Origin of the sequence: Gibbsiella dentisursi (genome assembly GCF_039539505.1) — a bacterium.
GTDB lineage: Bacteria > Pseudomonadota > Gammaproteobacteria > Enterobacterales > Enterobacteriaceae > Gibbsiella > Gibbsiella quercinecans.
The window spans coordinates 995310-1018608 of record NZ_BAABDG010000002.1 but is presented as its reverse complement, the minus strand read 5'-3'; the positions used below and the strand labels follow the sequence as shown (position 1 = coordinate 1018608).

At 59.3% G+C, this 23299-nt stretch carries 20 protein-coding genes; 8 read left to right on the top strand and 12 right to left on the bottom strand.

Annotated features, from left to right (window positions below; translation table 11 throughout):
* Position 1: 1 nt before the first annotated feature.
* Genes ABFX35_RS05020 through ABFX35_RS05000 form a run of 5 tightly spaced genes read right to left on the bottom strand, consistent with a single transcriptional unit; the run spans position 2 to position 5474 of the window.
* Positions 2-859 carry a MurR/RpiR family transcriptional regulator gene (locus tag ABFX35_RS05020; protein ID WP_095844977.1) on the bottom strand — a complete coding sequence of 286 codons (858 nt, stop codon included), beginning with the start codon at positions 857-859 and terminating at the stop codon, positions 2-4.
* On the bottom strand, positions 859-1830 hold the full coding sequence (locus ABFX35_RS05015; RefSeq protein ID WP_121555080.1) for an ABC transporter permease: 972 nt from the start codon (positions 1828-1830) through the stop codon (positions 859-861). Before ABFX35_RS05015 ends, ABFX35_RS05020 begins: the two co-directional genes overlap by 1 nt.
* 49 nt (positions 1831-1879) lie before the next feature.
* Positions 1880-3373 carry a sugar ABC transporter ATP-binding protein gene (locus ABFX35_RS05010; RefSeq protein ID WP_346079554.1) on the bottom strand — a complete coding sequence of 498 codons (1494 nt, stop codon included), beginning with the start codon at positions 3371-3373 and terminating at the stop codon, positions 1880-1882.
* Positions 3374-3392: 19 nt separating this feature from the next.
* Positions 3393-4433, bottom strand: coding sequence for a sugar ABC transporter substrate-binding protein (locus ABFX35_RS05005; RefSeq protein ID WP_279024783.1), 1041 nt, complete (start codon positions 4431-4433; stop codon positions 3393-3395).
* Between the two features lie 60 nt (positions 4434-4493).
* Complete coding sequence (locus ABFX35_RS05000; RefSeq protein ID WP_346079552.1) at positions 4494-5474, bottom strand: TIM barrel protein; 981 nt, start codon at positions 5472-5474, stop codon at positions 4494-4496.
* A 297-nt stretch (positions 5475-5771) separates the two neighbouring features.
* Between ABFX35_RS05000 and ABFX35_RS04995 the strand changes: the two genes are divergently transcribed.
* From ABFX35_RS04995 to ABFX35_RS04975, 5 genes are all read left to right on the top strand, one after another.
* Positions 5772-6686, top strand: coding sequence for a ketopantoate reductase family protein (locus ABFX35_RS04995; protein ID WP_346079550.1), 915 nt, complete (start codon positions 5772-5774; stop codon positions 6684-6686).
* Positions 6687-7018: 332 nt separating this feature from the next.
* A complete protein-coding gene (locus tag ABFX35_RS04990; protein WP_279024765.1) occupies positions 7019-8608 on the top strand; it encodes an MFS transporter in 1590 nt (529 codons plus the stop codon).
* A gap of 24 nt (positions 8609-8632) precedes the next feature.
* Complete coding sequence (bglB, locus tag ABFX35_RS04985; RefSeq protein WP_095844982.1) at positions 8633-9772, top strand: beta-galactosidase BglB; 1140 nt, start codon at positions 8633-8635, stop codon at positions 9770-9772.
* A 155-nt stretch (positions 9773-9927) separates the two neighbouring features.
* Entirely contained in the window at positions 9928-10689 is a 762-nt protein-coding gene (kduD, locus tag ABFX35_RS04980) for a 2-dehydro-3-deoxy-D-gluconate 5-dehydrogenase KduD (protein ID WP_346079547.1), read from the top strand.
* Between the two features lie 33 nt (positions 10690-10722).
* Positions 10723-11361, top strand: a complete 639-nt coding sequence (locus ABFX35_RS04975; protein WP_346079545.1) for an RpiB/LacA/LacB family sugar-phosphate isomerase — start codon at positions 10723-10725, stop codon at positions 11359-11361.
* A gap of 56 nt (positions 11362-11417) precedes the next feature.
* Here the strand turns inward: ABFX35_RS04975 and alr are convergent, their stop codons facing one another.
* From alr to ABFX35_RS04940, 7 genes are all read right to left on the bottom strand, one after another.
* On the bottom strand, positions 11418-12647 hold the full coding sequence (alr, locus tag ABFX35_RS04970; protein WP_346079543.1) for an alanine racemase: 1230 nt from the start codon (positions 12645-12647) through the stop codon (positions 11418-11420).
* A gap of 405 nt (positions 12648-13052) precedes the next feature.
* Positions 13053-14036, bottom strand: coding sequence for an XdhC family protein (locus ABFX35_RS04965; protein WP_346079541.1), 984 nt, complete (start codon positions 14034-14036; stop codon positions 13053-13055).
* The gene (locus tag ABFX35_RS04960) at positions 14036-14608 is read right to left on the bottom strand and encodes a nucleotidyltransferase family protein (protein ID WP_346079539.1); all 573 of its coding nucleotides are present in this window, start codon (positions 14606-14608) and stop codon (positions 14036-14038) included. Before ABFX35_RS04960 ends, ABFX35_RS04965 begins: the two co-directional genes overlap by 1 nt.
* The gene (locus tag ABFX35_RS04955; RefSeq protein ID WP_346079537.1) at positions 14609-18202 is read right to left on the bottom strand and encodes a molybdopterin cofactor-binding domain-containing protein; all 3594 of its coding nucleotides are present in this window, start codon (positions 18200-18202) and stop codon (positions 14609-14611) included.
* Positions 18195-18725 carry a (2Fe-2S)-binding protein gene (locus tag ABFX35_RS04950; RefSeq protein WP_279024753.1) on the bottom strand — a complete coding sequence of 177 codons (531 nt, stop codon included), beginning with the start codon at positions 18723-18725 and terminating at the stop codon, positions 18195-18197. The genes ABFX35_RS04955 and ABFX35_RS04950 overlap by 8 nt, the downstream gene beginning before the upstream one ends.
* Before the next feature lie 54 nt (positions 18726-18779).
* Entirely contained in the window at positions 18780-19250 is a 471-nt protein-coding gene (locus ABFX35_RS04945) for a MarR family winged helix-turn-helix transcriptional regulator (protein WP_279024752.1), read from the bottom strand.
* 80 nt (positions 19251-19330) lie between these two features.
* Positions 19331-20383 (bottom strand): 2,5-dihydroxypyridine 5,6-dioxygenase, encoded by a 1053-nt coding sequence (locus ABFX35_RS04940; RefSeq protein ID WP_121555068.1) that lies wholly within the window; start codon positions 20381-20383, stop codon positions 19331-19333.
* Between the two features lie 312 nt (positions 20384-20695).
* On the opposite strand from ABFX35_RS04940, the gene ABFX35_RS04935 reads away from it, so the two are divergent.
* From ABFX35_RS04935 to ABFX35_RS04925, 3 genes are read left to right on the top strand one after another with little or no spacing between them, the layout of a single operon-like run.
* The gene (locus tag ABFX35_RS04935; protein WP_279024751.1) at positions 20696-21844 is read left to right on the top strand and encodes an FAD-dependent monooxygenase; all 1149 of its coding nucleotides are present in this window, start codon (positions 20696-20698) and stop codon (positions 21842-21844) included.
* Positions 21841-22662, top strand: a complete 822-nt coding sequence (locus ABFX35_RS04930) for an alpha/beta fold hydrolase (RefSeq protein WP_279024750.1) — start codon at positions 21841-21843, stop codon at positions 22660-22662. Before ABFX35_RS04935 ends, ABFX35_RS04930 begins: the two co-directional genes overlap by 4 nt.
* On the top strand, positions 22659-23294 hold the full coding sequence (locus ABFX35_RS04925; RefSeq protein WP_279024749.1) for an N-carbamoylsarcosine amidohydrolase: 636 nt from the start codon (positions 22659-22661) through the stop codon (positions 23292-23294). Before ABFX35_RS04930 ends, ABFX35_RS04925 begins: the two co-directional genes overlap by 4 nt.
* Positions 23295-23299: the final 5 nt, after the last annotated feature.

Here is a 23299-nt window from a genome sequence, read left to right as displayed (position 1 = left end):
GTTAATATTCTCGTAGGTCCTGAACCGCCTGCTGGGTTTTCATCAGGTTCTTTTCGGCCTTCTTCAGATCCTTTTGTGCAATCGCCACAAACAGTGCATCCAGTATGTTCAACTGGGCAATGCGCGACGCTGCATTTTCCCCAAGCAAATGCGATCCCTGAGAGGTTGAATTGAGCACCACGTGCGCATTGCGCGCAATGGGCGATTCGGCATAGTTGGTGATGGCAATCACTTTGGCACCGTTACGCGCGGCCAGTTTGATCGGATCGTTCACCGCACGGGTTGCGCCGGAATGGCTAATGGCGATCACCGCGTCATCATCCGATAAAACCGCCGCTGACATCAGCATAATATGGGCATCATCATAGACCGTTGTTTTGATCCCGATTTTGAGCAATTTATGCGACAAATCACGGGCGACGGTTGCCGAACCGCCGACGGCATATAAATCGATGTGCCTGGCTTTAAACAAAATGTCAGCCGCACGGTTGAATTCAGAAATATCCAAAATAGAAATGGTTTCTTCTATTGCCTGAATAGAGGTTCTGAATACTTTTGCCAGTAATTGTTCCGACGAGTCATCGGGCTCAATTTCCGCATGTAAGCCGGCCACTTCAGAATAGTTATAATAAATTAAACTACTTCTAAATTCCCGGAAACCTGAGAAATTAAGTTTCTTGGCTAATTTCACTACCATTGCCTCAGAAACATTATTCCCCTGAGCAATCTCTTTTAACGACGTTTGCTCGGACAAATCCGTTTTCGAAGTAATTGAATCGACAACTTTCCTTTCCAATGGCGTCAGGTGTGGCAATCGCATGCGAATTTGAGCACCTATTGCTCGCGGATCTTGCTTCATTACTTGCCTCTTGTCGCTCTGTCAATCAACATCGCTATAATAATTATAAGGCCAGTAGCAAGCAATTGATAAAACGCCTGAATATTCAGAAGCGTCAAACCGTTACGCAGCGCCCCCAGAATAATGGCGCCGATCAGGGTACCGATAATGCTCCCCTTGCCCCCCATCAGCGAAGCGCCCCCGATGGCGGCCGCCGCGATAGCGTCCAGTTCCCATAAATTCCCCATCGTCGGTTCGGCGGCGCCGAGGCGGCCAATCAGGATCAGCGAAGCCAAAGAAGCCAACACGCCGGAAATAACAAACACCGTCACCTTGGTTCTTTTTACCGGCACCCCGGCCACGCGGGCGGCTTCTTCATTGCCACCGACGGCAAGAATATATTCACCCAGCGGGGTTTTATTCATCAAGACCCACAAAATGACGGCAATGGTGATAACAATCACAATCGGCGCCGGCACCCCAAACACCGTACTGTTGATCAGGGTACGGAACTCCACCGGAATGCCAAAAATCGGGTTGCCGTTCGTGAAGATCAGCGCCAGCGCGCGGAACAGGGACAAGCCGCCAAGGGTCACGATAAACGGCTGCAGCCCGGCGTAAGCCACCAACGTACCGCTGAACACCCCGCACATCGCCCCAATACCCAGGGTCGCCATCACCGCCAGCGGCACCGGCACGCCGGCCACCATCAGCGTGGCGCCGAGCACCGCCGACAGCGCCGCCGTCGGCCCCACGGAAAGGTCGATGCCGCCGGAAATGATCACCAGCGTCATCCCCAGCGCAATAATGCCGTTAATAGACGATTGCTGCAAAATATTCAGCAAATTAGGCACGGTCCAAAACATCGGTGAAAGAAAAGAGAAGGTGACGACAATAATGAGCAAACCAATAAGCGTACCGGCATCACGCAAATTAAACTTAAACAGCGATGCTGGGTTTGCTTTTGGCTGAGTATTACCTTGTGCCATCATAATGATTACCTTAGTGATAAATGCAGGTTACAGTTACAGTGGTTATGTTTTAAGTCAGATCGTTAATCGCATAGCGTGCAATATTTTCTTCCGTAATCGCATCGCCTTTCAGTTCTTTGGTCACCTTCCCTTCACGCATGACCAATACGCGATCCGAGATGCGTATAATTTCTGGCATCTCTGAAGAAACGACCACAATCGCCTTTCCCTGCCGGGCCAGTTTTTCTATCAGATTATAAATTTCCGACTTGGCTCCGATATCAATCCCCCGGGTTGGCTCATCAAATAAAAACACTTTATTATCCGCGGCAACCCAGCGGCCGATTATCACCTTTTGCTGATTACCGCCGCTTAGAGTGCCGATAGGTTTATCAATATTTAACGGCCGCAGTTTCAGATCGCTCATCACTTCCAGCGCAATCTGGTTTAAGCGCGCGTTTTTCAGCAGCCCATAGCGGGTGAATTTCCCCATGGAAGGCAGCGCCATATTCATTTTCACCGCCCGTTCCTTAATGATGCCCTCTTTTTTCCGATCTTCCGGCACCAGGCCAATCCCGGCACGAATCGCGCTGCTGACGTTGAGGTTTTTCACCGGCGCGCCATCGATCAGCACGCGGCCGCTGGTTTTGGCGTCAATCCCGGCGATCAGTTTTAGCAACTCGGTGCGCCCGGAGCCCACCAGCCCGGCGATGCCCAGCACTTCCCCGGCCTGCACGCTGAAACTGGCCGGCAGCACGGCGCTATCGCGCCCCAGTTCTTCGATCCGCAGCACTTCCTGATCCGTGACGAACGACTGGTGCTGCACTTTCTCAATCTTGCGCCCCACCATTTTGGTAACGATGCTCTCTTCCGTTTCGTCGCAGATATTCACCACGCCGACCTGTCTGCCGTCGCGTAAAATCGTGGCGCGATCGCACACCTTAAAAATCTCGTTCATCTTGTGCGAGACATAAATCAGCGAGACGTTCATGGATTTCAGATCGGAAATCAGCTCCGCCAGCCGGTCAAATTCGGTCGGCGTCAGGCTCGACGTCGGTTCGTCCATGGCGATGATTTTGGCCTCATCCAACAGCGCACGCGCGATCTCAACAATCTGCTGCTGGGAAACCTTCAGGTTTTTAATCGGCTCGTCGGGATTAATGCTCGGATCCAGCCGCCGCAGGATCGATATCGCCCGCGCGTACTGGGCCTTTCTGTCGACGAACCACCCTTTATATTTGGTCAACGGCCGCCCAAGAAACATATTCTGCGCAACGGAGAGTTCGGGAACGTGCTGCAATTCCTGGTGGATCATCGCAATCCCGGCGCGGCGCGCGGAAAGCGGGTTTTTCATCTGAATCGCCTGGCCCTCCACGCTGATTTCACCGGAGTCCGCCGCCCGCACGCCCGAGAGAATATTCAGTAGCGTCGACTTGCCCGCGCCGTTTTCGCCAATCAACGCATGCACTTCGCCGCGCCGGACTGAAAAATCAACGTCCTGCACTGCCGCCACGCTGCCGTAGGTTTTATTGATGCTGCGCATCGTTAAACAGAACTGTTCCATACCCCCTCCGTTGCCTTGCTTAGTGCTGCTCAAGCAACTGGCGCAGCTTGGCGTTGTCTTTGGTCGAGAAAGCATCCGCGTTTTCTTTGGTGATCAACGCCTGCGGGGTGGAAACCACGCGCGAGAGTTTCTGGCCGTCGATCAGGCGCAGCATCACTTCCATCGCCACTTCGCCGGTCAGCACCGGGAAGCTATCTACCGTGCCGGTCAGCTCACCGCGCTTGATCGAGGCATAGGCATCAGAGATACCGTCGGTGCCAAACACTGCCACCTGGCTGGCTTTGCCCAGCGAGCGCACGGCTTCCACAACCCCCAGCGCCATCCCGTCATTGTTGGCATAAAAGCCAATCAAATCCGGGTGCTGCTGCAAAATGGTAGAGGCGGCGTTGTAGGCATTTTCACGGCTCCAGTTGGCCGGAATGCTGGCCACCACGGTGAACTTGCCGTTGGCTTCGATCGTTTCCCGGAACCCTTTGGTGCGCTGCGCTGCGGCGTAAACGCCCGGTTGGCCTTCGATAACCGCCACCTTGCCGCCTTGCGGATGGTGTTTGATAAACCAGTCGGCAACCCTGACGCCGTTATCCTTCTGAACGTTGCCCACGTAATACTGCACGTTCGGCATCACGGCATCGTTCACATTCACCACCGGAATGCCTTTGCTTTTGGCAACTTCATAGGCCGGCTGCAAATTCGCGTCAGTCTGCGGGGAAACCAGCAGGCCATTAAACCCTTGGGAAATTAACGTTTCGGCAATGGAGAGCTGGCCCAGTTGATCGTCTTCATTGGCCGCGGCCTGGTAGGCCAGCGTGAAGCCGTACTTTTTCGCCACGTTTTGATAGCCTTCACCAAGCGAACGCCAATATTCATTGGTCAGCGTTTTGGAGACGCCACCGATCTTCAACTTGCTGTCAACGGCGGGCAATGGGCCATACTTGGTGGCCAATTGCGTCCAGTCGGTGCGATCCGGCTCGGTGTCGGATTGCAGCGGCGGCAGGTCCGCCGCGTAAACGCTGGTGCAAAACAGGGTAGAAGCGAGTACAGAGAGTAATTGTTTTTTCATCATCTATCTTTCCTGTTGTTATTGATGGAAATACCGCAGTGGGCTGCGGCGGTGTAGGGATTATCTGGCCAGCATCAGGTCGTTGACGATCTGCTGTGAAGCCACCGCATCCTGCCGGCCAATGGCCGCCAACAGTTCGGCGTTGCCTTCCAGTTTTTCGCACAGCGCCAACAGGCGGGTCACCGTGGCGATATTGGTTTCTGCTTCACGCACCGGATCAAGGCCGCTGGCATCCGGGAAGGTATCGAAGTAGTAAGCGCCCTGATAACCGTCGCGCTTCATCTGCCAAAGGAATTCCAGCGTGGCGCGCGGGTTGACGGAAGCGACCATCAGGCCATCATCGCGCTTGCCCCAACCGTCGTTCAGATCCAGGCCGAGCAGGCGTGAGCGGCGCGCCACCATGGCGGCGGCAAAGGCCGGGACTTCATTGGCAAACAGCACATGGGCAAAATCAAGGGTGATGCCCAGGTTGCGGCAGCCGGCCTCTTCCACCGCCAGCAGGCAGGTGGTGGCGTTAGGGAAAATGCTGAAGGCGCGGGGTTCGTTGGGCTTATATTCGATGCTGATGTCGATATCCGGCGCATACTCCGCCACTTCGCGCACCGCGCTGACGGCATCTTCCCAGATTTTTTTGTAGTCTGCCTGGAAGCAGTAATCAAAACCGTCCTGCCCCATCCACAGCGTCATGAGACCCGAGCCGAATTCGCGGCCGGCGTCAATGCCGCGCTTGGTCAGTTCGATCGCCTGACGGCGGATTTTTGCATCCGGGTTGGTAAACGCGCCGATTTTAAACTCCGGCGCGTCCCAGCGCATTTGCATACCGTTGACCGCCAGCCCCACGTCTTCAATCTTCTGACGCAAGGTCTTCAGATCGTCGGTGATGTGCTGGGGATAGTTCAGATCCAGGTGGGTCAAGCCTTTCACCGTTCCGGCACGTTCAATCATTTGCAATACCGACGGCTTGCCCTTCAATCCCGGCCAGTAGCGAAAGGCCCCTGACGCAAAGGAGTTCAGACGTGTGGCAAATTTAATTTCCGACATGGGGTGTCCTTCATGTGTTGACTCGTAATGTACTTTACTTATTCACAAATATTAGTGAACTAGTGCATTACTATCATTGCGCGCTGGCGGCTGCAAGATCGCTGGATGTTTAAATAATCAATTTGCGAAGTGATTCACGAATTTGCCCATAGAGGCCGGCAAAGGCGGTGAGTTTGCACAATGCGCGGCCTTTCGCCGAAAGCGCTATCGCAGAGCACGGGCCAACGGCGCGCATGCTATTGCACCGCGTCTTTTGCTATAGTCTTTTTTACCTTGAACTCTTTAGCGGACAACAATATGCGCATTCTCGTGGTGGGCGCCGGGGCAACCGGCGGGTATTTTGGCGCCAGGCTGGCACAGGCCGGCAGAGACGTAACCTTCCTGGTGCGGGAAAAACGGGCGGCGGCGCTGCAGGCGAGCGGCCTGAACGTCATCACCCCGCAAGGCAACTTTTCACTAAGCCCGAACATCGCCCGGGCGAAAGATCTCAACGCGCCTTTTGATCTGATCCTGCTGACGGTGAAAAGCTTTGGCCTCGCCGCCGCATTGGACGACATCGCACCGGCGGTGGGCGCCAATACCACCATCATGCCGGTGCTGAACGGCATGGGCCACCTGGCCGTGCTTAAGCAACGTTTTGGCGCCGAAGCGGTTATCGGCGGGTATTGCAAAATCAACGCCACAGTGGATGCCGACGGCAATATCGTGCAGATGACCCCGCTGCATGATATCGCCTATGGTGAACTATCCGGGGAGCACAGCGAACGCATTCGCCAGATCGACGCACAGTTCCAGGGGATTGGCGTTAATGCCCGCCTTGCTGACGACATCACCCGCGAAATGTGGGAAAAGTGGCTGTTCTTGTCCAGCCTGGGCGCCATCACTTGCCTGATGCGCGGTAATATCGGCCAGGTGGCGGCGGCCAGCGGCGGCAAAGCCTTTGCCACCGCCCTGATCCACGAAATTGCCGCGACCATCAAAGCGGGCGGATACCGTGAGCGCGAAGGGATGGTGGCCAGCACCATCAATGCGCTGACCGACACCGATTCGCCGCAAACCTCATCGATGTACCGCGACATGGTGCAAGGGTTTGCGGTGGAAGCCGACCACATTATTGGCGATCTGGTGCGCATTGCCGCCGCCCATGCGGTGAATGCCCCATTGCTGAATGCCGTTTACACCCACCTGTCGGTGTATCAGCAGGCAAGATAATCCCCCCGCCAGTGCCGTGGGGCCTGATAAGCCCCATGCCTGGCTGCCCATACCTCCCCTTTTCGTCTTCCGTCTTCCGTCTTCCGTCTTCCGTCTTCCGTCAGACTTACATTTCATGTTTTTAAAACAGTGTTTCATTAAAAATAAAATACGATTTTTAATTTATTGAGAGGTTGGCCACCCTATTCTTTTCACCGCTGCCATTAAATACGCCCCTATGGCAAAAACACAAAGGCTAGCGATTGCACATCCCCCTACCTTACAGATGCACCCCCACTGATCGTACCTATGGCGGGAACACGACGTCTCTTATGGCTATGGGAATAACAGTCATGAAAAAAAGAAAAATCGGACTTATTAACTATTTGGCCTACGGCTCGGGCGATTTCCTGGGCGCGGGCACCACAGCATTAACCGCCGCCTGGCTACTCTACTTCTACACCACGTTTTGCGGCCTTAGCCCCATTGAAGCCACGTTTATCTTCGCCATGGCCAGGGTGCTCGACGCGGTGGTCAGCCCGCTGATGGGCTACCTGACCGACAACTTTGGCGGCACCTGGCTGGGCAAACGCTTCGGCCGCCGCAAGTTTTTCATCCTGCTCGGCATCCCGCTGGTGTTCAGCTACAGCCTGATGTGGGTGGGCCATATGGACTATTGGTACTACCTGTTTACCTACCTGTTCTTCGACGTGATCTACACCATGATCCTGGTGCCCTATGAAACCCTGGTGCCGGAGATGACCGATGATTTCAAGCAAAAGACCAAATTCTCCGGTGCGCGTATTTCCCTGGCGCAGCTTTCCGCCATCCTGGCGGCGTTTCTGCCGGGGATCCTGCTGAGCTATTTCGGCAAGGACAACGCGGTTTCCTTCTTCTATTCCAGCATGGTGTTTTCCATCATTTGCGCCTGCGTGCTGACGCTGGTGTATTGCTTTACCTGGGAGCGCGCGCCGGAGCAAAAATCAGCCGCCGCCCTGCAGGCCGAGCAACAAAAGCTTACCCTGCGCCAAAGCCTGAAGCGCCTGAACGTTGAGCTGACCTCCACGCTGCGCATCCGCATCTTCCGCCAGCACCTGGGCATGTATCTGGGCGGCTACATCGCGCAGGATGTCTTCAACGCGGTCTTCACTTACTACGTGGTGTTTGTGCTGATGCAGACGCCGTCGATGGCCTCCAACCTGATGGGGGTGATGGCGATCATGCAGTTCATCGCGGTGATCGGTATGATCCCACTGTGCATCCGCTTTGGCCCGGCGCCGTCTTACCGCGTCGTCACCGCCCTGTTCGGCCTGAGCGCCATTTCTTACGCCATTCTGTACTACGCCAACCTTAGCGATATCTTCTCGTTGCTGCTGCTGATCTCCGCCCTGGCAGGGCTGGGGCGCGGCGGGATCAACTATGTTCCCTGGAACATCTATACCTACATTGCCGACGTGGACGAGGCTATCACCGGCCAGCGGCGCGAAGGCATTTTCGCCGGCATCATGACGCTGACGCGCAAGGCCTCGCAGGCCGGCGCCGTGATGCTGGTCGGCATTATCCTGCAACTGTCGGGGTTTGTTTCCGGCCAAAGCGCCCAAACCCCCGCCGTCAGCCACACCATCCTGCTGGTGCTGTGCTTCGGCACGTTAGCGGTGCTGACCCTCGGCTTTATCATTTCGCTGCGTTTCAAACTGAACCTCGCCACGCACAGCGTATTGCGTGAAGAAGTCGCCAAAATGCGCGCTGCCGGCCAGGTGGTGCCAAACCACATTACGCCGCAGGCGCGCACCACCGTCGAAATGCTGGCGGGCATGCCGTATGAGGCCCTGTGGGGCAACAACAATATTGGCTATCTCAACCGCCATAAGCCGGCGATCGCCGTGAGCGTGAAGCCCGCCGACGGCGATGACGCCAAGCACGCATCCCCTTATCAACCCTGATTAATCTTTACTGAGAGCCGCATTATGCTGATATACCCCGTAAAACATAGCCCACTGTTGCGCCAGCCAGAACGCTTCATCAGCCGCGAAGCGCTGCACCAGTTGATTCAACGCCTGGTGGACAACCTCATCCACATTACGGACGACAGCGGTGAATTCTTGTTACGGCTTGACGACGGGCGCGTGATTGATACCAAAGGCTGGGCCGGCTGGGAGTGGACGCACGGCGTGGGCCTGTACGGCATTCACCGGTATTTTCGCCTGACCGGCGATAGCGCGCTGAGCGCCATCATCGACGACTGGTTCGCACAACGCTTTGCCGAAGGTACGCCGACCAAAAATGTGAACACCGTCAGCCCCTTCCTCACGCTGGCCTATCGCTACGAAGAGACCGGCAACCCGCAATGGCTGCCCTATCTGGAACGCTGGGCCGAATGGGTGATGCACGACATGCCGCGCACGCCGCGCGGCGGCATGCAGCACGTCACACTGGCCGAAGAGAACCATCAACAGCTGTGGGACGACACGCTGATGATGAGCGTGCTGCCGCTGGCCAAAATCGGCAAATTGCTGGATCGCCCAGCCTATATTGAAGAGGCCAAATACCAGTTTTTCGTCCACACCCAGTACCTGATGGAGCGTGAAAGCGGCCTGTGGTTCCACGGCTGGACTTTCGACGGCAACCATAATTTCGCCCGCGCCCGCTGGGCGCGCGGCAACAGTTGGTTGACCATCGTGATCCCGGAATTTCTCGAGCTGCTGGATTTGCCCGAGCAGGACGCTACGCGGCGTTTTTTATTGCAGGTGCTCGAAAGCCAGGTGGCCGCGCTGGCGCAATGCCAGGATAGCAGTGGGCTGTGGCACACCCTGCTGGACGATCCCAGCTCTTATCTGGAGGCCTCGGCCACCGCCGGTTTCGCCTTCGGCATACTGAAAGCGGTACGCAAGCGTTATATCGCCCCGCATTACCAGGCCGTGGCGGAAAACGCGTTGCGCGGGCTGGTCGAGCGGATTAACGCCGACGGCGAACTGACCCAGGTGTCCTTCGGCACCGGCATGGGCAAACAACTTGACGACTACCGGCAGATTCCGCTGACCGCCATGCCGTATGGCCAGGCGATGGCGATCCTGTGCCTGGTGGAATATCTGCATGTCTATCTGTAAACACGCTGGGCTTGTCTGCCCCGGCACAAGCCCGCGCCGCCTGTCGAGGGGCGTACTTCCATATTAACCGGGTGAATATATACGAAATGATCCAAGCCGCGTCGAGGCGGCCTGAAGCATGAAATGTATATGCCCATAGCACCAAGGAGAACAGAATGAGTCTGGAGAGTTTCTCGTTGCACGGCAAAGTCGCCATCGTCACCGGCTGCGACACCGGGCTAGGCCAGGGCATGGCGCTCGGCCTGGCTCAGGCCGGTTGCGATATCGTCGGCATCAATCGGGTACCGCCGCAAGACACCGTCGCCGGCGTCACCGCACTCGGGCGGCGCTTTTTAAGCCTGGAGGCCGATCTCAGCCAACAAGAGGCGTTGCCGGCGTTGATGGCGCAGGCGGTGGCGGAATTTGGCCATATTGATATTTTGGTCAATAACGCCGGCATTATTCGCCGCCAGGACGCACTGGCGTTTAGCGAGCAGGATTGGGATGACGTGATCAACCTGAACGCCAAAACCGTATTTTTCCTTTCACAGCTGGCCGCGCGCCAGTTTATTGCCCAGGGCCAGGGCGGCAAGATCATCAACATCGCCTCAATGCTCTCTTTTCAGGGCGGTATTCGGGTGCCTTCCTATACCGCATCCAAAAGCGCCGTGCTGGGGTTAACCCGCCTGATGGCCAATGAATGGGCGCAGCACGGCATCAACGTTAATGCGATTGCCCCTGGTTATATGGCCACCGATAACACCCGGCAACTGCGTGACGATACTGAACGCAGCCAGGAAATCCTGCAACGTATCCCAGCCGGGCGCTGGGGTGAGCCTGCCGATCTGGCCGGCCCGGTGGTTTTCCTCGCTTCATCGGCGGCGGACTATATCAACGGCCACACCCTGGCCGTCGACGGCGGTTGGCTGGCGCGCTGATGGCGACGCCGGCACATTTTTGAGGAGATAACGATGAACATTGCATTAATGATGGAAAACAGCCAGGCAGGCAAAAACGCACTGGTGCTGGAACAGCTGCAGGCCGTCGCCGATACCAACCACGATCGGGTCTTTAACGTCGGCATGAGCGACGAGCAAGACCACCCTCTGACCTATATCCACCTGGGCATCATGGCCAGCCTATTGCTGAATGCGCAGGCGGTGGATTTTGTGGTGACCGGCTGCGGCACCGGGCAAGGGGCGCTGCTGGCGCTGAATCTTCACCCGGGGGTGATCTGCGGTTACTGCATCGATCCCGCCGATGCCTTCCTGTTCGCCCAGATCAACAACGGCAATGCCATCTCGCTGCCGTTTGCCAAGGGCTTCGGCTGGGGCGCAGAACTGAACCTGCGCTATGTTTTCGAGAAGCTGTTTAGCGGGCGCCAGGGAGAAGGCTACCCGGTGGAGCGCAAAGCGCCGCAGGTACGCAACGCGGCCATCCTGGGCCAAGTGAAAAGTGCCCTGCTGAAAGACGACTACCTTGACGGCCTGCGAGCCATCGATCCGGCCTTGGTGCGCACCGCCATCGGCGGCGCGCGTTTCCAGCAGTGCCTGTTCGAACAGGGCAAAAAGCCAGAGGTTCTGGCCTTCGTTGAACAGTTGCTCAAATAACGGCCCCACGCCGCGGTGGCCGGCACAACGGCCACCGCGCATCACGCTCCCCAGGGTTATTTCACCAGCACCTTGTGGTTGGAGTTGCCCCAGATGGTATAAAGATCCGCCAGCAAGGCGCCGTTAATATCTTCAAGTTCGGCCTGGCTGATCTCCTCATTGCCCTGCTTGCCGAACAACACCACTTCATCTTCCATTTTCACATTGGGGATATCGGTGACGTCCACCATCAGGGTATTCATCGAAACCTTGCCCACCACGGGCGCGCGTTTGCCGTCGATCAGCACAAACGCCTTATTGGTAAATACCCGGCGATAGCCGTCTGAATAGCCCACCGGAATATTGGCCAGGAGCGAATCACGTTTCAGCGTATAGGTTTTATCGTAGCCGACCGTATTCCCAGCCGGATACGCGTTAACACTGGCCACTGCCGATTTGAACTGCATAACGCGCTGGTACTCCGTGTGGCTGGGAACGGTATCGCCGTACAACGCGCCGCCAACCCTGACCATATCAAGCTGGGATTCAGGCACTTCCAGGGTGGCGAAGGAATTGGCCGCATGCAGAATCAACTTGCTGCGATCCAGCCCCGCGGCCTGAATCAACCATGCCGACTGCTGGTTGAATTTTGCCAGGTTTTGCCGCACATCCTCTTTTTCCTCCACCGGGAAGTGCGTCATGATGCCAACCAGGTGCAGTTTAGCCAGCCGGGTAATGCCGATGGCATCCTGTTTGCCTTGTTCAGTGGAAACGTCCAGGCCGTTGCGGCTCATACCCGCCGCGTTTAGCCCGAGATGTATGGCAATAGTCCGATGATGGCGGGCGGCGATGGCGGCGACCTGCTGCGCATGCGCCAAGTTGCCCACCAGCTCTTCAATATGAAAAGGCAGGCCCGCTTCAACCTCGCCAAGGGTCGCCGTGCGCAGCCGCATCAGTTGGCCCTTATAGCCGCTGGCGCGCACCGCTTGCGCCTCTTCGTTGCTGGTGATGCCAATGCAGTTCACACCGCTTTTTATCACCTGCGGCATCAGCAAACGGATGCCATGACCATAGGCGTCGGCCTTCATCACCGCGCAAAGCCGACTTTTCGCATTCAGATAACGCTGCATGGTTTCAATATTATGCTGAAATGCCGGCTGAGAGATTTCCACCCAGGAATGATATTGCGTCAGTGATTTTGCCAACGGAGGAATAACCACTCCGGTATTCGTTTCCTTTGCCAACAGGGCACTGCTATTTAACGCCAAAGAGATTGCAAGTACGGAAAATGCTACTTTAAACTTCATATTTTAACCTTATATTCACTCATTTTTTATTTAAAAAACCACCCATCACACAACGGTTGTGTAGCATCAACCGTGCCAATCGCGGCCATGATGAGCACCAGAAGGTTTTCCTGATAAAAACAAGGTGATAGAGTGAATAACAATTCACTTTGCATGGCTTTATATTAACAAAACCAGCAAAAACCCCTCCATTAATAAATAGGGACAAAAAATAGCCAATCGGTTGAGAGCATAATTTTTCCGCATACAGACAACGGCAGAAGAAAATATTTTTTGAATAACCAAGGTTTATATGCACTAAAATAGAACAGCGCAGGGATCAACACGGTGCAATAGAGGCCGATATATTGGCGGCATCAAATATACCCTTGATACTTAAATTGCAGGTGTGTTGGTTTTTCTCGCTCACCCCGCCGGTGATTGCAGCCGGTTCTTTGCCATCACAATCTGCGCCATCACCGCCAGGGCGATCTCCGCCGGGGTTTTACTGCCGATCGGCAAACCAATCGGCGCCTGGATACGCGCCAGCTCGGCCGCGCTCAACCCACCAACGGTTGCCAGCCGTTCACGCCGCCGCTGGCTGTTGCGTGCGGAGCCCATCGCGCCAATGTAAAACGCCCGGGTATTAACCGCCTCGGCCAGCGTCAGATCGTCAATGCGCGGATCGTGCGTTAACGCCACGATGGCGCAGCGCGCGTGGGCGCTTTCCAGCTCCAGATAGCGCGCCGGGAAACGCGGTGAAAAGCGCAGCGCCGCTTCAGGGGCCGGGAAATCCTGGCGAAACTGCCGCTGTTGTTCTTCACGGTGCTCACACAGCAACACCTCAAAACCCAGCATCTGCGCCAACAGGATGCAGTCATGAGCAACCGCGGAATAGCCGGCGACGATCAGCCGCGGCGCGGCGCCCATCGGGATAACCACCTGTTCGCCCTGCCAATGGATCTGCTGGCCTGCCGCCCCGCCGGCATCCCACTGCCAACCGGCGCGCTGGGGAAGCGTGATGCGCCGCACCAGCGCCTGCCGCCCCTCCAGCGCCGCCAGCATCGCCGCCAGCTGTGGCCGATCGGCGGCCGTCATCCGTTCCACCAGCACATCAATACTGCCGCCGCACGGCAAAGCCACGGCCGCCGACAACCCGCCCGCGCCGTAGCGAATAATCTGGCTGTCGGCGGCAAACGCCCCACGGCTCAAACGGGTGATGAAATCATCTTCAATACAGCCACCGGATAAAGAGCCGCTGAACGCCCCGGAGCGGGTGGCCGCCAGCAGGGAGCCCGGCACCCGCGGCGCCGAGCCATAGGTATGTAAGACCGTGCACAGCCAAACAGGTTGGCCGCTTTCCAGCCAGCGCTGCGCCTGGCGGACGACGCGGATATCCAGTGATTCCATCAGTTGCCCTCGCTAATGGCCTGCCAGTCGCCCGGCAGATCGACATCCTGTACACAGCCGGCGTCATCCACCGGCAGTAAATGGCAGCCCACGTGGCGCATCAGTTGGCGTGCCCCCCATTCCCCACCGAGCGCCAACAGCGCCTCGCGCTGGTCGGCCCGCCAGCCCACGGGATGCCCCGGTAGCCCCTGATACACCGGCCGCATACAGGCATATTGGCCCAGCGCGGCCAAGACCCGCCGGCAGGTTTCAATGCGCACGGCGGGCATGTCCGCCAGCAGTATCAGCCAGCCTTCGGCATCCGGCGTTGCCGCCACGCCGGCCGCCAGCGATTGCGCCAGCCCGGCACTGGCCAGTTGCGTCACGCCACAACCGTGAATCTTCGCTCGCGCCGCCAGCGGTGAACCCGGCCGGGTGACGGCCTGCACCGGCAACCCCAGCGCCAACGCCCGGCGTAAACTGACGTCAAACAACGGTTGCCCATCCGGCCCTGCGGCCAACAGCTTGTGGCAGCCCGCCGCTGCCCGGTAGCGCCGGCTTTCACCGGCCGCCAGCAACAGTACCGTAACCATTTAGTGGCTCCCCGGGTGAGCGCGCACCTCGGCAACCGCCGATTGCAAATCTGCCCATGCCGGCTTATCCGGCGCGTAGCGGTGGCGGACCCAGGCGGCCAAATCCGCCACCTGCCGATCCGAAAAGCTGCCGCCAAACGCTGGCATATAACCCAGATCGCCCGTCGCCGGTTCGGAAATGCCATACAGGATCACGCGGATCAGGTTATCCGGCGCCGTACTGTGCACACTGGTATTGTTGGCCATGCCCGGGCTGACGCCATACAGCACCGGCCCGCCACTGTCGGCGCTGTGGCAGGCCTGGCAAGCGCCGTTGAACAGTTGCTCGCCGCTACGCAGCGCGCGCAGGCCGTCAGGCACCGGCGGCGGATTGGCGGCCAGCGGCGCTGTCTGGGGCGCAGGCGTTGGTGCCGCTGCGCCTCCCTGCGCCGCCAGGTAGTGGGCGATCGCCCGCACGTCGCTTTCCGGCAGCGTAGCCAATTCGCTGACCACCGGCCCCATCGGCCCGGCTGCCACCCCGTGTTCGCTGGCATAGCCGGTGCGCAAATACTGATACAGTTGCGCTTCCGTCCAGGGTTTGGGCGCCACCGACAGCCCGTTCAGCGCCGGCGCATCCCAGCCGTCGACGTTGCCGCCGGCCAGAAAATCGGCGCCGCCCTTTTCCGCCCCCAGCGCGTTGCGCGGCGAATGGCAGGCGCCGCAGTGCCCAAGCCCATTGACCAGATACGCGCCGCGGTTCCACTGCGCGCTTTGCTGCGGGTCGTTGCGGTATTCGCCACGGCCAAGAAACAACGCATTCCAACCGGCCATCAGCGGGCGCAGGTTAAACGGGAAGCGCATGTCATTTTCCGGCGCCGCTTGGCGCACCGCCGGCCGGGACATCAGCCAGGCATAAAGCGCCTGCATATCGGCATCGCTCATCAGGCGAAAAGAGGTATAGGGAAAAGCCGGGTAAAGATGGCGCCCATCGCGGCTGATGCCCTGGCGCATGGCGCGATCGAAGGCGGTGAACGACCAGGCGCCGATGCCGGTTTCCACATCCGGGGTAATATTGGTGCTGTACAGCGCGCCGAACGGCGTGTCCATTTTCAGGCCGCCGGCATTGGTGGCGCCGTGTTCGCTGGTGTGGCATACCGCGCAGTCGCCCGCCGCCGCCAACTGCCGCCCACGTTCCAGCGTCGCCGCCGACCAGGTATCCGCCGCCGGCGTGGCGATCGGCGCAATCGCGCTGCGCCACGGCAACACGGTGGTGACCAGCCCCACGGCCGCCCCGACGATGCCCGCCACGCCGCCCAGCAGCCAGCGGCTAAAGCGGGGCTTTTTTGCCGCCGGCCCTGCCAGCCGGCCGCTGTCTTCACTGTCTGGGCCGTTGAGCGCCACCCGTAGCTTATCCGAGGTGATCGGCAGTTCGCGAAAGCGGATGCCGGTGGCATCAAACACCGCGTTGGCAATCGCCGCCGCGCTGGGCACCGAAGCCGATTCGCCGGCGCCCAGCGGCGGCTCCTCCGGCCGCGGCATCATCATTACATCCACCGCCGGCACTTCCGGGAAGGTCAGGATCGGGTAACCGCCCCACTCTTTGCTGGCGATGGTCGATTGTTCAAAGGTGACGTTTTCCTTCAGCACCCGGCTGGTGGATTGGAGCACGTTGCCGTGGATCTGGTGGCGCACGCCGTCCGGGTTGACCATCATGCCGGCGTCGTGGCCCACCACGATGCGCGTTACGGCGATTTCGCCGCTCTGTTTATCAATGGCGACATCCGCCACCCAGGCCGCCCAGGCGGCGCCAAAGCCAGGGAACTTGCTGTGAATGTAACGGGCATAGGCAAAGCCGCGCCCTCGCAGCACGCCGTTGGCATCCGGCTGCGGCGCGGCATCGGCGCGCGGCGTCCATTCAGCGCGGGCGGCGGTGCTGCGAATTAATTCAGCGGCCCGTTCATCCTTTATATAGCGCAGGCGGTACTCCACCGGATCGACGCCGGCCGCCGCCGCCAACTCATCCATGTACGACTCATGGGCAAAGGTGTTCGGCATCGCCGATACGCCGCGCATCCAGGAGGCGCGCACCAGCGGCGCCATGTCATTGATGGTGATGCGCATCGCCGGGTAGTCATAGGGCGGGATGCTGGTGCGATCCCCCATTTCATAGGCCTGGGCAATCGGCTCCACCCGGCCGGTCAGCAGCAACGCCAGCGTGGGCGCGCCGTTGGAAGGGTACGAGGTGGCGAAGTCGTACACCGCCGGGTTGCCGGCGGCGTCCAGCCCGCCGTCCACCTCCATCAGTTGTGCGCTGCCCTTCGGCTCCCACAGGTGCTCCTGCTCGCGGGTCAACTGCACGCGCACCGGCCGCCCCACCGCCCGCGAGAGCAGCGCCGCATCGGCGCAGACGTCATCCGCGCAGTTGCGGCCGTAACACCCGGCGGCCTCCATTCGGCAGATCTCAATCTGTGATTCAGGGTATTCCAGCAGCCAGGCCAGATCGGCCCGCAGCAGGTGCGGGTTCTGGGTGCCCGACCAGACCCGCAACGCTTCCGGCCGATAGTCCGCCAGCGCGCACGAAGGGCCGATCGAGCCGTGCATCTGGTACGGCCACAGATAGCTGCGGGTAAAGCGGCGTTCCAGCTTCGCCAGCGCCGCGTCAACATCGCCGGTATCGTGCACCACCCGCTGGCTGCTGGGGTTGTCGCGCAGCGCCTGGGCGATATCGCGCATGTCCGGCAGTTGCTTTTGCCACGGTTTCCATTCGACCTGCAGCGCACTCGCCGCCTTGGCCGCCTGCTCTTCGCGCTTGGCGACGATGCCGATAAAGTCACGGATCACCACCACGCTCACAATGCCCGGAATATGGGCGATTGACGATTCATCAACCCCGATCAGGCTATTGCCGACGAAATCCCCACTGTCATAGCCGGCATAGGGTGGGCGCACCACCCGGCCATGCAGCATATCCGGCAGGCGCATATCGTGTACGTAGGTGGTTTCGCCGGTGGCCTTGGCGGGAATATCCACCCGCTGTGAGGAGGTGCCGACCAGGCGATACGCCGCCGCCGGCTTGAGCGGCGCGCTGCCGCTGATAAACAGCTGCGTGCGGCGCCCGGCCACCAGCTCGCTATAGCGCAGGCGTTGGCCGTCGGGGGCGATAATTTCGCCGTCGTTCAGCACCAGTGCTTCCTGCGGTTGGCCAAAGCGCGCAGCCGCCTGTTGCAGCAGCCAACGCCGCGCCTCGGCGGCGGCATTGCGCAACGGCACGGCGGAAATTTGCAGCGTGGCGCTGGCGATCGTCGCCCCCTGATTGGGCGCGCGAGCGGTGTCGCCCAGCACCATCGTCACCTGTTCCATACGCAGATACAGCTCTTCGGCGACGATTTGCGTCAGCGCCGTGCGCACGCCGGTACCCAGATCGACATGGCCGTTAAAGGCATAAACCTCGCCGCTGTCGCACAGGGCGAGAAACAGCCCCAGCTCCGTAGGCTGTTGTTTCGGCGTGCTGCCTTTCGGCACTGGGCCGGAAGGCGGCTGGATATGATCGACAATCAGCAACACACCCTCGCGGGCCAGTAGCGCCGCCTGGGTAGGCGAAGGAGCGTTAGTCATGGCGGGGATCCTTACGGCAAAGTTCAGCGGCGCGCCGCACGGCGCGCAAAATTTCCAGGTGGGTGCCACAACGGCACAAGTTGCCAGAGAGCGCCCGGCGAATTTCGCTTTCCGTCGGGGCAGGGTTGCGGCGCAGCAGCGCTGCGGTGGTCATGATCATGCCGTTAAGGCAGTAGCCGCACTGGGCGGCCTGTTGTTCGATGAAAGCCTGTTGGATGGGATGTGGCGCAGCACGGCTGCCGAGCCCTTCAAGGGTCGTGATCTCACGCCCGACCAGGCCGGCGGCCGGGATCACACAGGCGCGTGCGGCAACGTGGTTAATCATCACGGTGCAGGCGCCGCATTCACCCAGCCCGCAGCCGTATTTCGGGCCGTTCAGGTGCAGATCGTTACGCAGCACCGCCAGCAGGCTGGTGTCTTTAAAGGTGGTAAAGCGCCGTTCCTGCCCGTTGACCCGCAGCGTAAATGACACTTCCGGCAATAGACGTACTGCGATTAACTCACTATCGGGGCGCCCTTTCATGATGCTCCGTTCTCCGCTTCGGCCACGGTGACAGCGGCCAGCAGAGCAGACGCCTTACTCTATCTGGACATCACCGTCATCCAACATTTTTCTTAACAGATACACCAGCGCAATGCGTTCGGCCGGATTGAGCCGGGCCATCGTCAGTTCGCTGATGCGCAGCGCGTGCGGCACCGTGGCTTCCACCAGCGCCGCGCCGGCCTCGGTCAGCGCGACGATCACTTTGCGCCGGTCGTAAGGATCCGGGTTGAGCGCTACCAGGCCGCGCGCCTTCAGCCGTTCGACAATGCCGCGGATGGTCGCCTGGTCCACCGCCGTGACGCGCACCAGATCGGTTTGCGCGCTCGGCCCCAGATCGCGGACGGCGCACAGGGTGATGAACTGCACCGCGGTCAGTTGGGCATCGCCCACGTTTTGCTGAAAAATCGCCTGGTGCCGCTGGTATACCTTGCGCAACAGGTGCCCCACCTGCTCGGTATACTGATATGCGCACGGCCCTGCGGCGTTGTCCGGTAAACTTGTCATCGTGTTTCCCTATCGGGTCAGAAAGCCTACCGGAATAGTACAAAGCCGCGATCCCGGCGGCAATGTACATCTGCGCGCCCTTAGCCGGCGCGCGAAGCCGCTGGCGCGATGACATCGCCGTCGGCCACCACCGTTTCACCATCCAGGCTGATATCACAATGGCGCAGCGCAATGTCCATATGGCACGGCGTTTTGCGCGTTCCTCCCACCTCGGTATTCGGGCCGGTGGAAAACAGGAAGTTGCCGTAAAACGCCCGCGCATCCATGCACATACCGTCGTTGCGATCGTGCAGCCCCATCGCCGTCCACTGCGCCCGCGGCTGCAACCCCCAGCCGATGTGCGAAATGCCGTACACTTCCGGATCGTTAAAATACTTCATGTAATCACGCAGGTATTCCGCCTCAAAGCCGCCGTGAATGGCGGTGACGAAGCCCTTATCAATCTCCAGCGTAATGCGCTCGCGGCAGTAAGTTTTAAACGGCAACAGGATATCGCCCACGTCCAGCACCAGCGTCCCTTCCGCCTGTTCTTCGTTCGGCCAGGTAAACAAAAAGCCGCTCGGCCAGTGATCCCAACGCCCTGGTTCATCGGCAAAGCCGTATTCGGTCACGGTGGGGTACTGCCCCAGCGGCGCGCGAAAATCGCTGCCGGCGCGGGATTTCACCTGCATCACCCGGGCTTTTTCCAGCACCGCCGCCGCCGCCATCACCCGCGCTTTGTCCTGTTCATTAGGCAACATTCGTGCCAAAACTTCCGGCGGTTCCACCGCCAGCAGAATGCGGGTGCCGGTTTTCAGGATTTGCTCCTGCTCCGGCGAATGCAGCAGCATCATGGTATCGACAATCAGATCCGCCGCTTCCAGCGCCCGCTGCGCCGCGGTATTGCCGGTCAGCGCGGTGTCGCCGCACCAGGCCGTCATGTCGTTGCCCATCGCCCGGGTATGGTTGAAGGCCGGCAATTCCACGGTATACACCTTGGCGCCAAGCCGCAGCGCGGCGTCGGTGGCCGCACGCACCGTGCGCGGATCGGAATAGTGGCTTTTCAGTATTGCTACGCTTTGCGTGGCATCAACCCGGGACAATCCCAGCACCTGCTCAAACATTTGCCCTAACTGGCTGTCGTTCACTGCCATGTCGTTCTCCTCGTAACGGTTTGGGTAACCACCGCCGCACACTGCTTAAATTAACAACAAATTAAAGTGAATACGCTTTAATTAACTTATAGGCCAACTCATTCACCAAATGCAACACGCGATAACCACGCATAAGAAAATCCTATTTTATCCTCACACAGCAATGGGTATAACGTTAATTTAACAAAAACAAGCGTGACAATAACCTGATGAATCCTTTTGTTAACATGATTATTTATAGTGTATACACTTTAAATATCTGCTTAATAAAACCCGAATCACAGGTGAACACGCTCACGATGAGGATGGGCTATGAGCAGTAATCAACGGATCGCAGTAATCGGCGCGGGGTTAGGCGGCGCGGCGGCGGCGGCGCTATTACAGAAAGCGGGATTTAAGGTGGATGTCTACGAGCAAAGCCCGGCGTTTTCACGGCTGGGCGCCGGCATCCATATGGGGCCAAACGTGCTGAAGATCTTTCGCCGCATGGGGATTGAAAAGGCGCTGGAGCAAATGGCATCCCACCCTGATTTCTGGTTCAGCCGCGAGGCGCAAAGCGGCGACTATCTGGCGCGCATCCCCCTGGGCGACTACGCCCGCCAGCACTACGGCGCCGCCTATGTCACCGTGCACCGCGGCGATCTGCAAGCCCTGCAGATGACTGCCCTCACCCCCGGCAGCGTGCATTTCGGCAAATGTTTACAGCAGGTGGACGATAACGGCAGCGATGTGCATCTGCGCTTTAGCGATGGCAGCGAGGCACGGGCAGATGTCGTCATCGGCGCCGATGGCATCAACTCGAAAATCCGCGAGCACCTGCTGGGCGTGGAAGCGCCGACCTACAGCGGCTGGGTAGCGCATCGCGCGATGATCAGCGCCAGCCAGTTGGCGAAGTATGATTTGCGCTTCGAAGACTGCGTGAAGTGGTGGTCGGAAGATCGTCACCTGATGGTTTACTACACCACCGCCCGCCGCGATGAATACTACTACGTCAGCGGCGTGCCGCACCCGGCCTGGGATTTCCAGGGCAGCTACGTCGACAGTAGTCAGCAAGAGATGTACGACGCGTTCGCCGGCTACCACCCGACGGTGCAGGCGCTGATCGCCTGCAGTGAACAGGTGACCAAATGGCCGTTGCTTAACCGCAAGCCGCTGCCGTTGTGGAGCCAGGGCCGGCTGGTACTGCTGGGCGACGCCTGCCACCCGATGAAGCCGCATATGGCGCAAGGCGCGGCGATGGCGATTGAAGATGGCGCGATGCTGGCGCGTTGCCTGGCGGAAACCGGCCTGGCGGATTTCACCACCGCCTTCCGGCTGTACGAAGCCAACCGCAAAGAGCGCGCTTCGCGCGTACAGGCGGTGTCGAACGCCAATACCTTCCTGCGCACTCAGGAAGATCCGGCCTGGGTGTATGGCTATGACCTGTACGCACAGCCGCTGAAAACGGAGAGCGCCGCATGAGCCAGTTTCTGTACGGCGGCAACGTAACCGCCAACGGCATCCGCCAGCACTATCTGCGCTACGGCGGCAAAGGCCCGGCGCTGCTGCTGATCCCCGGCATCACCAGCCCGGCGATTACCTGGGGCTTTGTGGCCGAACGCTTGGCCGAACGCTATGACACCTGGGTGCTGGACGTGCGCGGCCGCGGGCTGTCCGCCAGCGGCCCGGCGCTGGATTACGGCACCGATGCCTGCGCCGACGATATCAGCGCATTCGCCGCGGCAGTCGGGCTGGAGGAATACCACCTGATGGGGCATTCGATGGGCGCGCGCTTTATCCTGCGCGCCGCCGTGCGCCACCCGGCCGGGGTAAAAAGCCTGACGCTGATCGATCCGCCGGTCTCCGGGCCAGGGCGGCGGGCCTATCCGGGCAAACTGCCCTGGTACGTCGATTCCATCCGCCAATCGCTGCAGGGGATGGATGCCGACGCCATGCGCGAATACTGCCCCACCTGGACGGAAGAACAGCTGCGGCTGCGCGCCGAATGGCTGCACACCTGCTATGAACCGGCGATCGTCAAAGCCTATCACGATTTCCACGAGGTGGATTTCCATCGGGATTTGCCGGCGGTGACGCAGCCGGCCCTGCTGATGGTGGCGGGCAAAGGCGGCGTGATCCAGCCCGACGATCAGGCCGAGCTGTGCGCGCTGCTGCCGTCGCTGGCGGTGCGCCACGTGCCGGACGCCGGGCATATGATCCCCTGGGACGACTTTGACGGCTTTTTCGCCGCGTTAGGCGATTTTCCGCTGCAGGCGCAACACGGGGGGCAGGCCAAATGAGCGATCCACAGGCAAATTATCAGGGCGTGTGGGGCAACCGCATTGGTTTTGGCCAGCGCCCGGCACTGCTGATGATCGATTTTATGCAGGGCTACACCACGCCCGGCGCGCCGCTGTTTGCCCCTGGCGTGGTCAGCGCCGTGGAACACGCGGCCGTGCTGCTGGCCGCGGCGCGCAGTGCGGAAATACCGGTTATTCATACCAATATCCGCTATCATCCCCCTCATTTCGCCGACGGCGGCATGTGGGTACAAAAGGCGCCGGTGATGAAAAGCATGGTGGAAGGTAACCCGCAGGCCACCTTCTGCGAAAGCGTCACCCCTTTGCCGGAAGAGCTGGTGATCAGCAAACAATACGCCAGCGCCTTTTTCGGCACCGCTTTGGCTTCCCTCTTGCATACGCAGGGTATTGATACGCTGCTGCTGGCCGGCTGTTCCACCAGCGGCTGCATTCGCGCCAGCGCCGTTGATGCCGTGCAGCACGGCTTTCGCACCATTGTCGTGCGTGAATGCGTCGGCGATCGCCATCCGGCCCCGCATGAGGCCAACCTGTTCGATATCGACAGCAAGTATGGCGACGTGGTTAGCCGGCAGGAAGCCCTCAACTATTTGGCCACCCTGGCGCAGGCGTAACCGCC

What these genes read in the sequence shown, in the direction of transcription:
- ABFX35_RS05020 (WP_095844977.1), bottom strand. Translation starts at nt 859, where the DNA reads ATGAAGCAAGATCCGCGAGCAATAGGTGCTCAAATTCGCATGCGATTG.
- ABFX35_RS05015 (WP_121555080.1), bottom strand. Translation starts at nt 1,830, where the DNA reads ATGATGGCACAAGGTAATACTCAGCCAAAAGCAAACCCAGCATCGCTG.
- ABFX35_RS05010 (WP_346079554.1), bottom strand. Translation starts at nt 3,373, where the DNA reads ATGGAACAGTTCTGTTTAACGATGCGCAGCATCAATAAAACCTACGGC.
- ABFX35_RS05005 (WP_279024783.1), bottom strand. Translation starts at nt 4,433, where the DNA reads ATGAAAAAACAATTACTCTCTGTACTCGCTTCTACCCTGTTTTGCACC.
- ABFX35_RS05000 (WP_346079552.1), bottom strand. Translation starts at nt 5,474, where the DNA reads ATGTCGGAAATTAAATTTGCCACACGTCTGAACTCCTTTGCGTCAGGG.
- ABFX35_RS04995 (WP_346079550.1), top strand. Translation starts at nt 5,772, where the DNA reads ATGCGCATTCTCGTGGTGGGCGCCGGGGCAACCGGCGGGTATTTTGGC.
- ABFX35_RS04990 (WP_279024765.1), top strand. Translation starts at nt 7,019, where the DNA reads ATGAAAAAAAGAAAAATCGGACTTATTAACTATTTGGCCTACGGCTCG.
- bglB (WP_095844982.1), top strand. Translation starts at nt 8,633, where the DNA reads ATGCTGATATACCCCGTAAAACATAGCCCACTGTTGCGCCAGCCAGAA.
- kduD (WP_346079547.1), top strand. Translation starts at nt 9,928, where the DNA reads ATGAGTCTGGAGAGTTTCTCGTTGCACGGCAAAGTCGCCATCGTCACC.
- ABFX35_RS04975 (WP_346079545.1), top strand. Translation starts at nt 10,723, where the DNA reads ATGAACATTGCATTAATGATGGAAAACAGCCAGGCAGGCAAAAACGCA.
- alr (WP_346079543.1), bottom strand. Translation starts at nt 12,647, where the DNA reads ATGAAGTTTAAAGTAGCATTTTCCGTACTTGCAATCTCTTTGGCGTTA.
- ABFX35_RS04965 (WP_346079541.1), bottom strand. Translation starts at nt 14,036, where the DNA reads ATGGAATCACTGGATATCCGCGTCGTCCGCCAGGCGCAGCGCTGGCTG.
- ABFX35_RS04960 (WP_346079539.1), bottom strand. Translation starts at nt 14,608, where the DNA reads ATGGTTACGGTACTGTTGCTGGCGGCCGGTGAAAGCCGGCGCTACCGG.
- ABFX35_RS04955 (WP_346079537.1), bottom strand. Translation starts at nt 18,202, where the DNA reads ATGACTAACGCTCCTTCGCCTACCCAGGCGGCGCTACTGGCCCGCGAG.
- ABFX35_RS04950 (WP_279024753.1), bottom strand. Translation starts at nt 18,725, where the DNA reads ATGAAAGGGCGCCCCGATAGTGAGTTAATCGCAGTACGTCTATTGCCG.
- ABFX35_RS04945 (WP_279024752.1), bottom strand. Translation starts at nt 19,250, where the DNA reads ATGACAAGTTTACCGGACAACGCCGCAGGGCCGTGCGCATATCAGTAT.
- ABFX35_RS04940 (WP_121555068.1), bottom strand. Translation starts at nt 20,383, where the DNA reads ATGGCAGTGAACGACAGCCAGTTAGGGCAAATGTTTGAGCAGGTGCTG.
- ABFX35_RS04935 (WP_279024751.1), top strand. Translation starts at nt 20,696, where the DNA reads ATGAGCAGTAATCAACGGATCGCAGTAATCGGCGCGGGGTTAGGCGGC.
- ABFX35_RS04930 (WP_279024750.1), top strand. Translation starts at nt 21,841, where the DNA reads ATGAGCCAGTTTCTGTACGGCGGCAACGTAACCGCCAACGGCATCCGC.
- ABFX35_RS04925 (WP_279024749.1), top strand. Translation starts at nt 22,659, where the DNA reads ATGAGCGATCCACAGGCAAATTATCAGGGCGTGTGGGGCAACCGCATT.